Origin of the sequence: Streptococcus sp. 3705 (genome assembly GCF_013277145.1) — a bacterium.
Taxonomy (GTDB): Bacteria; Bacillota; Bacilli; order Lactobacillales; family Streptococcaceae; genus Streptococcus.
In genome coordinates, this window is record NZ_VMMJ01000043.1 from 1 (window position 1) to 6,847 (window position 6,847).

8 protein-coding genes, 1 tRNA gene and 1 rRNA gene are annotated in these 6,847 nt (G+C 39.1%); 8 read left to right on the forward strand and 2 right to left on the reverse strand.

Annotated elements, in window-relative coordinates; translation table 11 throughout:
- A partial coding sequence (locus tag HT714_RS09420; RefSeq protein WP_173226882.1) for a helix-turn-helix domain-containing protein occupies positions 1–251 on the reverse strand: 251 nt, incomplete at its 3' end.
- 264 nt (positions 252–515) lie between these two features.
- Between HT714_RS09420 and gap the strand changes: the two genes are divergently transcribed.
- The gene (gene gap, locus HT714_RS09425; protein ID WP_000260662.1) at positions 516–1,526 is read left to right on the forward strand and encodes a type I glyceraldehyde-3-phosphate dehydrogenase; all 1,011 of its coding nucleotides are present in this window, start codon (positions 516–518) and stop codon (positions 1,524–1,526) included.
- A gap of 68 nt (positions 1,527–1,594) precedes the next feature.
- Here the strand turns inward: gap and HT714_RS09430 are convergent, their stop codons facing one another.
- Complete coding sequence (locus HT714_RS09430; RefSeq protein WP_240148125.1) at positions 1,595–2,470, reverse strand: RluA family pseudouridine synthase; 876 nt, start codon at positions 2,468–2,470, stop codon at positions 1,595–1,597.
- An 86-nt stretch (positions 2,471–2,556) separates the two neighbouring features.
- Between HT714_RS09430 and pbp2a the strand changes: the two genes are divergently transcribed.
- The 7 genes from pbp2a to HT714_RS09465 form a co-directional block, all read left to right on the forward strand.
- Positions 2,557–4,752 carry a penicillin-binding protein PBP2A gene (gene pbp2a, locus HT714_RS09435; protein WP_166727426.1) on the forward strand — a complete coding sequence of 732 codons (2,196 nt, stop codon included), beginning with the start codon at positions 2,557–2,559 and terminating at the stop codon, positions 4,750–4,752.
- 52 nt (positions 4,753–4,804) lie between these two features.
- Positions 4,805–4,957, forward strand: a complete 153-nt coding sequence (gene rpmG, locus HT714_RS09440) for a 50S ribosomal protein L33 (protein WP_001809375.1) — start codon at positions 4,805–4,807, stop codon at positions 4,955–4,957.
- Between the two features lie 9 nt (positions 4,958–4,966).
- On the forward strand, positions 4,967–5,143 hold the full coding sequence (secE, locus tag HT714_RS09445; RefSeq protein ID WP_001210991.1) for a preprotein translocase subunit SecE: 177 nt from the start codon (positions 4,967–4,969) through the stop codon (positions 5,141–5,143).
- 54 nt (positions 5,144–5,197) lie between these two features.
- Positions 5,198–5,734: a transcription termination/antitermination protein NusG gene (gene nusG / locus HT714_RS09450; RefSeq protein WP_000376739.1), complete on the forward strand. Its 537-nt coding sequence runs from the start codon at positions 5,198–5,200 to the stop codon at positions 5,732–5,734.
- Between the two features lie 119 nt (positions 5,735–5,853).
- Entirely contained in the window at positions 5,854–6,333 is a 480-nt protein-coding gene (locus HT714_RS09455; protein ID WP_173226880.1) for a sigma-70 family RNA polymerase sigma factor, read from the forward strand.
- Positions 6,334–6,430: 97 nt separating this feature from the next.
- Positions 6,431–6,502, forward strand: a tRNA-Glu gene (locus HT714_RS09460).
- A 253-nt stretch (positions 6,503–6,755) separates the two neighbouring features.
- Positions 6,756–6,847: ribosomal RNA gene (locus HT714_RS09465) — 16S ribosomal RNA — on the forward strand; the annotation flags it as partial.

The window sequence follows — 6,847 nt, forward strand, 5'->3', positions numbered from 1 at the left end:
ATCTTCTTATAGCCACAATTCTGTCTTCTTTTAGGACATCCATTACAGACAAAGGGAGCTTTGTCGAGTAGAGGGCAAGGAAGGTTATGGCATGTAGACTCTCGGATTTGTCTGTTTCGTTTGACTTCTTTAGAAACAGTAGTTGGGTCTTTTAGAATGGATTGTCCAATAGCTTTGAAGGTTTCACCGCGCTCTAAGCCCAATTGGATATCATTACGGTCTGAAAGGGTAAGGTGTTTATGTTTTGTCATAGTGAGCCTCGTTTCTAACTCAAACGTCTCATACTTAATTCCACCATAAAAATCCGTTTTAGACTAATTTCCACTTTGGTTAGGCAAGTGGAAGTTACTTTGAGAAGTTAGCTAAAAAAGAAACTAACATAGAAAAACAATGCCCGTACTTGCAATTAAACTTAAATAGTTATATAATAGGTTTGTTGAAAGGTGATTTGTAGTGATTCAAGTTACTCTTTTCACAATAAAAATTTCATGATTTTCATAAGGAGGAAATCACTAATGGTAGTTAAAGTTGGTATTAACGGTTTCGGACGTATCGGTCGTCTTGCTTTCCGTCGTATCCAAAACGTAGAAGGTGTTGAAGTTACTCGTATCAACGACCTTACAGATCCAGTTATGCTTGCACACTTGTTGAAATACGACACAACTCAAGGTCGTTTCGACGGTACTGTTGAAGTTAAAGAAGGCGGATTTGAAGTTAACGGTAAATTCATCAAAGTTTCTGCTGAACGTGATCCAGAACAAATCGACTGGGCTAACGACGGTGTAGAAATCGTTCTTGAAGCTACTGGTTTCTTTGCTAAGAAAGCAGCTGCTGAAAAACACTTGCACGCTGGTGGAGCTAAAAAAGTTGTTATCACTGCTCCTGGTGGAAACGACGTTAAAACAGTTGTATTCAACACTAACCACGACGTTCTTGACGGTACTGAAACAGTTATCTCAGGTGCTTCATGTACTACAAACTGCTTGGCTCCTATGGCTAAAGCTCTTCAAGATAACTTTGGTGTTGTAGAAGGATTGATGACTACTATCCACGCTTACACTGGTGACCAAATGATTCTTGACGGACCACACCGTGGTGGTGACCTTCGCCGTGCTCGCGCTGGTGCTGTAAACATCGTTCCTAACTCAACTGGTGCTGCGAAAGCTATCGGTCTTGTAATCCCAGAATTGAACGGTAAATTGGACGGAGCTGCTCAACGTGTTCCTGTTCCAGCAGGTTCTGTAACTGAGTTGGTAGCAGTTCTTGAAAAGAACGTTACTGTTGACGAAGTGAACGCAGCTATGAAAGCAGCTTCAAACGAATCATACGGATACACTGAAGATCCAATCGTATCTTCAGATATCCTAGGTATGTCTTACGGTTCATTGTTTGACGCAACTCAAACTAAAGTTCTTGACGTTGACGGTAAACAATTGGTTAAAGTTGTATCATGGTACGACAACGAAATGTCATACACTGCACAACTTGTTCGTACTCTTGAATACTTCGCAAAAATTGCTAAATAATTCATGAGTCGATAAAAAGCAAGGCCTCTTGGTCTTGCTTTTCTTATATGGAAAAATGGATGACACAATCATCCATTCTTTTTTATTTCTCTTTCGAAAGTATCTGAAAGGGCAGTGAAGCTTAATTTTTCTAATGTAAGTGGATGGGTAAAGGAAAGTCGGAAGGCATGAAGCATAAGCCGACTTATCTTTGAATTGCTGTTATAGAGAGGGTCGCCCAAAATAGGGAAGTTATGATGCGAAAGGTGTACACGGATTTGATGGGTTCGACCTGTCTTTAGTTTGCAATGAACCAAGGAAGTCTTGTTTTGGAATTGCTTTAATCTGCTTACATGTGTTTCAGCATATTGCCCATTTTTTGTATCAACTATTCGCTTTCTGCGGTCATGGCGATCACGTCCGATTTTGTCTCTGAAAACAAGTTCTTTGCTGTTGATATTTCCGTCAACGAGTGCCCAATATTCCCTAGAAATCTCTTTTTTCTCCAATAAGCGGTTGAGAATGGGCAGGATAAAAGGATTTTTGGCAAAGAGAACTAAGCCACTGGTTTCCATGTCCAGACGATGAACGACATAGCAGGTTTGGTCAACGTAGGCACTGACATGGTTAAGAAGAGCGATTTCGTTTGGCTGGTTACCGTGGGTTTTCATACCCTCTGGTTTGTTGACAATAACTAAGTGTTGATCTTGATAAACTTCCTGAACGAGGTTTGGGTTGCCCCAAGGAATTTCTTTTTCGGGATAATCTTCCTCGTCAAAAGTCAACTGGCAAACATCTCCAGGACTTACCATCTCGTTCCAGTGAACTTCTTCTTGATTTATCAAAATGTGTTTCTTGATTCTCAAAAAATGACGGATTTTTCTAGGGATGAGGAGTTGTTCCTCCAGTAATTGCTTAACCGTCATTTGAGGTAAAGAGGCGGGTAATGTAAATGTGAATTGCATACAGATATTGTAACAAAAAAAGCCCTATTTGGATAGGAAATAGCTAAATTCTTGTCTTCCTATGATGAAGATGATAAAATAAACGCATGAAATTAGATAAATTGTTTGAGAAATTTCTTTCTCTTTTTAAAAAAGAAACAAGTGAACTAGAGGACTCTGATTCTACTAGCTTACGTCGCTCTCGCAGTGATCGAAAAAAATTAGCCCAAGTAGGTCCAATTCGAAAATTCTGGCGTCGCTATCATCTAACAAAGATTGTCCTTATACTAGGTTTGAGTGCAGGCTTGCTAGTTGGAACCTATTTGTTTGCTGTAGCTAAGTCAACCAATGTCAATGATTTGCAAAATGCCTTGAAAACTCGAACTATCATTTTTGACCGTGAAGAAAAAGAGGCTGGTGCCTTGTCTGGTCAAAAGGGAACCTACGTTGAGCTGACTGACATCAGTAAAAACTTGCAGAATGCTGTTATTGCGACAGAAGACCGCTCTTTCTATAAAAATGACGGGATTAACTATGGTCGTTTCTTCTTGGCGATTGTCACTGCTGGTCGTTCAGGTGGTGGTTCTACTATTACCCAACAGCTAGCTAAAAATGCCTATTTGTCACAGGATCAAACTGTTGAGAGAAAAGCGAAAGAATTTTTCTTGGCTTTAGAATTAACAAAAAAATATAGTAAGGATCAAATTCTAACCATGTACCTTAACAACGCTTATTTTGGAAATGGTGTGTGGGGTGTAGAAGATGCGAGTAAGAAATACTTTGGAGTTTCTGCGTCAGAAGTGAGTTTGGATCAAGCTGCGACTCTGGCAGGGATGCTCAAAGGACCGGAACTGTATAATCCTTTGAATTCCGTACAAGATTCGACTAATCGTCGCGACACTGTCTTACAAAATATGGTTGCAGCAGGATATATTGATAAAAACCAAGAAACCGAAGCTGCAGAAGTTGATATGACTTCGCAATTGCACGATAAGTATGAAGGGAAAATCTCAGATTACCGCTATCCTTCTTACTTTGATGCGGTGGTTAATGAAGCTGTTTCCAAGTATAATCTAACAGAGGAAGAGATTGTCAATAATGGCTACCGTATTTACACAGAGCTGGACCAAAACTATCAAGCAAATATGCAGGTTGTCTATGAAAATACATCGCTATTTCCGAGGGCAGAGGATGGAACATTTGCACAATCAGGAAGTGTAGCTCTTGAACCGAAAACAGGAGGAGTTCGTGGAGTTGTCGGTCAAGTTGCTGACAATGATAAAACTGGATTCCGAAATTTCAACTATGCAACCCAATCAAAACGTAGCCCTGGTTCTACAATTAAGCCTTTAGTTGTTTATACGCCTGCAGTTGAAGCAGGTTGGGCTTTGAACAAGCTCTTGGATAACCATACCATGCAGTATAACAGCTATAAGGTTGATAACTATGCAGGAATCAAAACGAGTCGAGAAGTTCCTATGTATCAAGCCTTGGCAGAATCGCTTAATCTACCTGCTGTTGCCACTGTTAATGATTTGGGCCTTGATAAAGCTTTTGAGGCAGGCGAAAAATTTGGACTCAACATGGAAAAGATAGACCGTGTTCTTGGTGTCGCTTTAGGAAGCGGTGTTGAAACCAACCCTCTGCAAATGGCTCAAGCATACGCTGCCTTTGCAAATGAAGGTTTAATGCCGGAAGCTCATTTTATTAGTAGAATTGAAAATGCTAGTGGTCAGGTTATTGCGAGCCATAAAAATTCACAAAAACGAGTGATTGATAAAGCTGTAGCTGACAAGATGACTAGTATGATGTTGGGGACGTTTACTAACGGTACCGGTATTAGTTCATCGCCTGCAGATTATGTTATGGCAGGGAAAACTGGTACAACCGAAGCTGTTTTTAATCCTGAATACACAAGTGACCAGTGGGTAATTGGCTATACTCCGGATGTAGTGATTAGTCACTGGCTTGGTTTTCCGACCACTGATGAAAATCACTATCTAGCAGGATCTACTTCAAATGGTGCAGCCCATGTCTTTAGAAACATTGCCAATACCATTTTACCTTATACGCCAGGAAGTACCTTCACAGTTGAAAATGCATATAAGAAAAATGGAATTGCACCAGCTAACACAAAAAGACAAGTACAAACCAATGATAATAGCCAGACAGATGATAATTTGTCTGATATTCGAGGACGTGCGCAAAGTCTAGTAGATGAGGCTAGCCGGGCTATCTCAGATGCGAAGATTAAGGAAAAGGCTCAAACAATATGGGATTCGGTAGTCAATCTATTTCGCTAAGATGCTTGTCAAAGCCTAGCTTTCTTGTTATAATAGATAAGATGGAGGCGTTATGGCACTAAAAAAAGCAAGCCTAGCTTGTGCGGTTTGTGGTTCGAGAAACTATTCAATCAAGATTAGTGGAAACCCCAAGCCTACACGACTAGAAGTAAATAAATTTTGTAAGCATTGTGGTAAGTACACTACACACAGAGAAACGAGATAGGAGAGAGCGATGCGTTTTATTGGAGATATTTTTAGACTTCTTAAAGACACAACATGGCCAACTCGCAAGGAAAGCTGGAGAGATTTTCGTTCTATCATGGAATACACAGCTTTCTTTGTAGTAATTATTTACATTTTTGACCAGTTGATTGTTTCAGGTTTGATTCGATTTATTAACATTTTTTAGAAGGTTAGTGGAGTTATTTACACTAGAAATCTTCTATTTATGAAAGGAAATATCATGGATAGTTTTGATAAAGGGTGGTTTGTTTTACAAACTTATTCTGGTTATGAAAATAAGGTAAAAGAAAATCTATTACAACGTGCACAAACCTATAATATGTTGGATAATATTCTACGCGTTGAAATTCCAACACAAACTGTGCAAGTTGAAAAAAATGGAAAGAGAAAAGAAGTAGAAGAAAATCGCTTTCCAGGTTATGTTCTTGTAGAAATGGTGATGACAGATGAAGCTTGGTTTGTTGTGCGAAACACACCAAATGTTACAGGATTTGTCGGATCACACGGGAACAGATCAAAACCAACTCCATTATTGGAACAAGAAATTCGTGACATTTTGGTATCTATGGGACAAACTGTACAAGAATTTGATTTCGATGTTGAGGTTGGTCAAACTGTACGTATTATTGATGGCGCTTTTGCAGACTACACTGGTAAGATTACAGAAATTGATAATAATAAAGTGAAAATGATTATCTCTATGTTTGGTAATGACACAGTTGCAGAAGTAAACCTAAACCAAATTGCGGAATTATAACCCTAAGAGAGGCTTGTCCTCTCTTTTTTGTGCAGTTTAGACGGTGTAGGGAACAGAACGGGGGAAATAACCAAATTAGCTTCATGATTTGTTAAACTGTAAATAGAAAGGAGAACATGATGCTTAAAGAATTGTATGAAGAAGTCCAGGGGAGTGTATATAAGTGTAGAAATGAATATTACCTTCATTTGTGGGAGTTATCGGACTGGGATCAAGAGGGAATGATATGTCTACATGAATTGATTAGTAGAGAAGAAGGGCTGGTAGAAGATATCCCACGCTTACGTAAATATTTCAAAACAAAATTCCGGAATCGAATTTTAGATTATCTCCGTAAGCAAGAAAGCCACAAACGAAGATATAATAAAGAACCCTATGAAGAAGTGGGTGAAATCAGTCATCGTATAAGTGAGGGCGGTCTGTGGCTAGATGATTATTATCTCTTTCATGAAACCCTAAGAGATTATAGAAACAAACAAAGTAAAGAGCAACAAGAAGAGCTAGAACGCGTCTTAAGAAATGAACGATTCCGAGGTCGTCAAAGAGTATTAAGAGACTTACGTATTGTGTTTAAAGAGTTTGACATCTGTACTCATTAGGAATTCATGCAAAAAAAAATTAATAAAAAATTTTAAAAAAGGTGTTGACAAGTCAGAAAAAGCCTGTATAATAGTAAGAGTTGAAAATAACAACTCTGGTCCGTTGGTCAAGGGGTTAAGACACCGCCTTTTCACGGCGGTAACACGGGTTCGAATCCCGTACGGACTATGGTATGTTGCGGTTGGAACACTTGATGAAAAAAAGTTTCAAAAAAACTTAAAAAAGTTTCAAAAAAGTGTTGACAAGCGAAAGTGACTGTGATATACTGATATAGTTGTCGCTTGAGAGAAGCGAGTGACAAAGACCTTTGAAAACTGAACAAGACGAACCAATGTGCAGGGCACTACAACTAAGGTTGTAGTACTGAACAATGAAAAAACAATAAATCTGTCAGTGACAGAAATGAGTGAGAACTCAAACTTTTAATGAGAGTTTGATCCTGGCTCAGGACGAACGCTGGCGGCGTGCCTAATACATGCAAGTAGAACGCTGGAGGAGAAGCTTGCTTCTCTG

Coding starts and splice junctions, on each gene's coding strand:
- gap (WP_000260662.1), top strand. CDS start 516: ATGGTAGTTAAAGTTGGTATTAACGGTTTCGGACGTATCGGTCGTCTT.
- HT714_RS09430 (WP_240148125.1), bottom strand. CDS start 2,470: ATGCAATTCACATTTACATTACCCGCCTCTTTACCTCAAATGACGGTT.
- pbp2a (WP_166727426.1), top strand. CDS start 2,557: ATGAAATTAGATAAATTGTTTGAGAAATTTCTTTCTCTTTTTAAAAAA.
- rpmG (WP_001809375.1), top strand. CDS start 4,805: ATGGCACTAAAAAAAGCAAGCCTAGCTTGTGCGGTTTGTGGTTCGAGA.
- secE (WP_001210991.1), top strand. CDS start 4,967: ATGCGTTTTATTGGAGATATTTTTAGACTTCTTAAAGACACAACATGG.
- nusG (WP_000376739.1), top strand. CDS start 5,198: ATGGATAGTTTTGATAAAGGGTGGTTTGTTTTACAAACTTATTCTGGT.
- HT714_RS09455 (WP_173226880.1), top strand. CDS start 5,854: ATGCTTAAAGAATTGTATGAAGAAGTCCAGGGGAGTGTATATAAGTGT.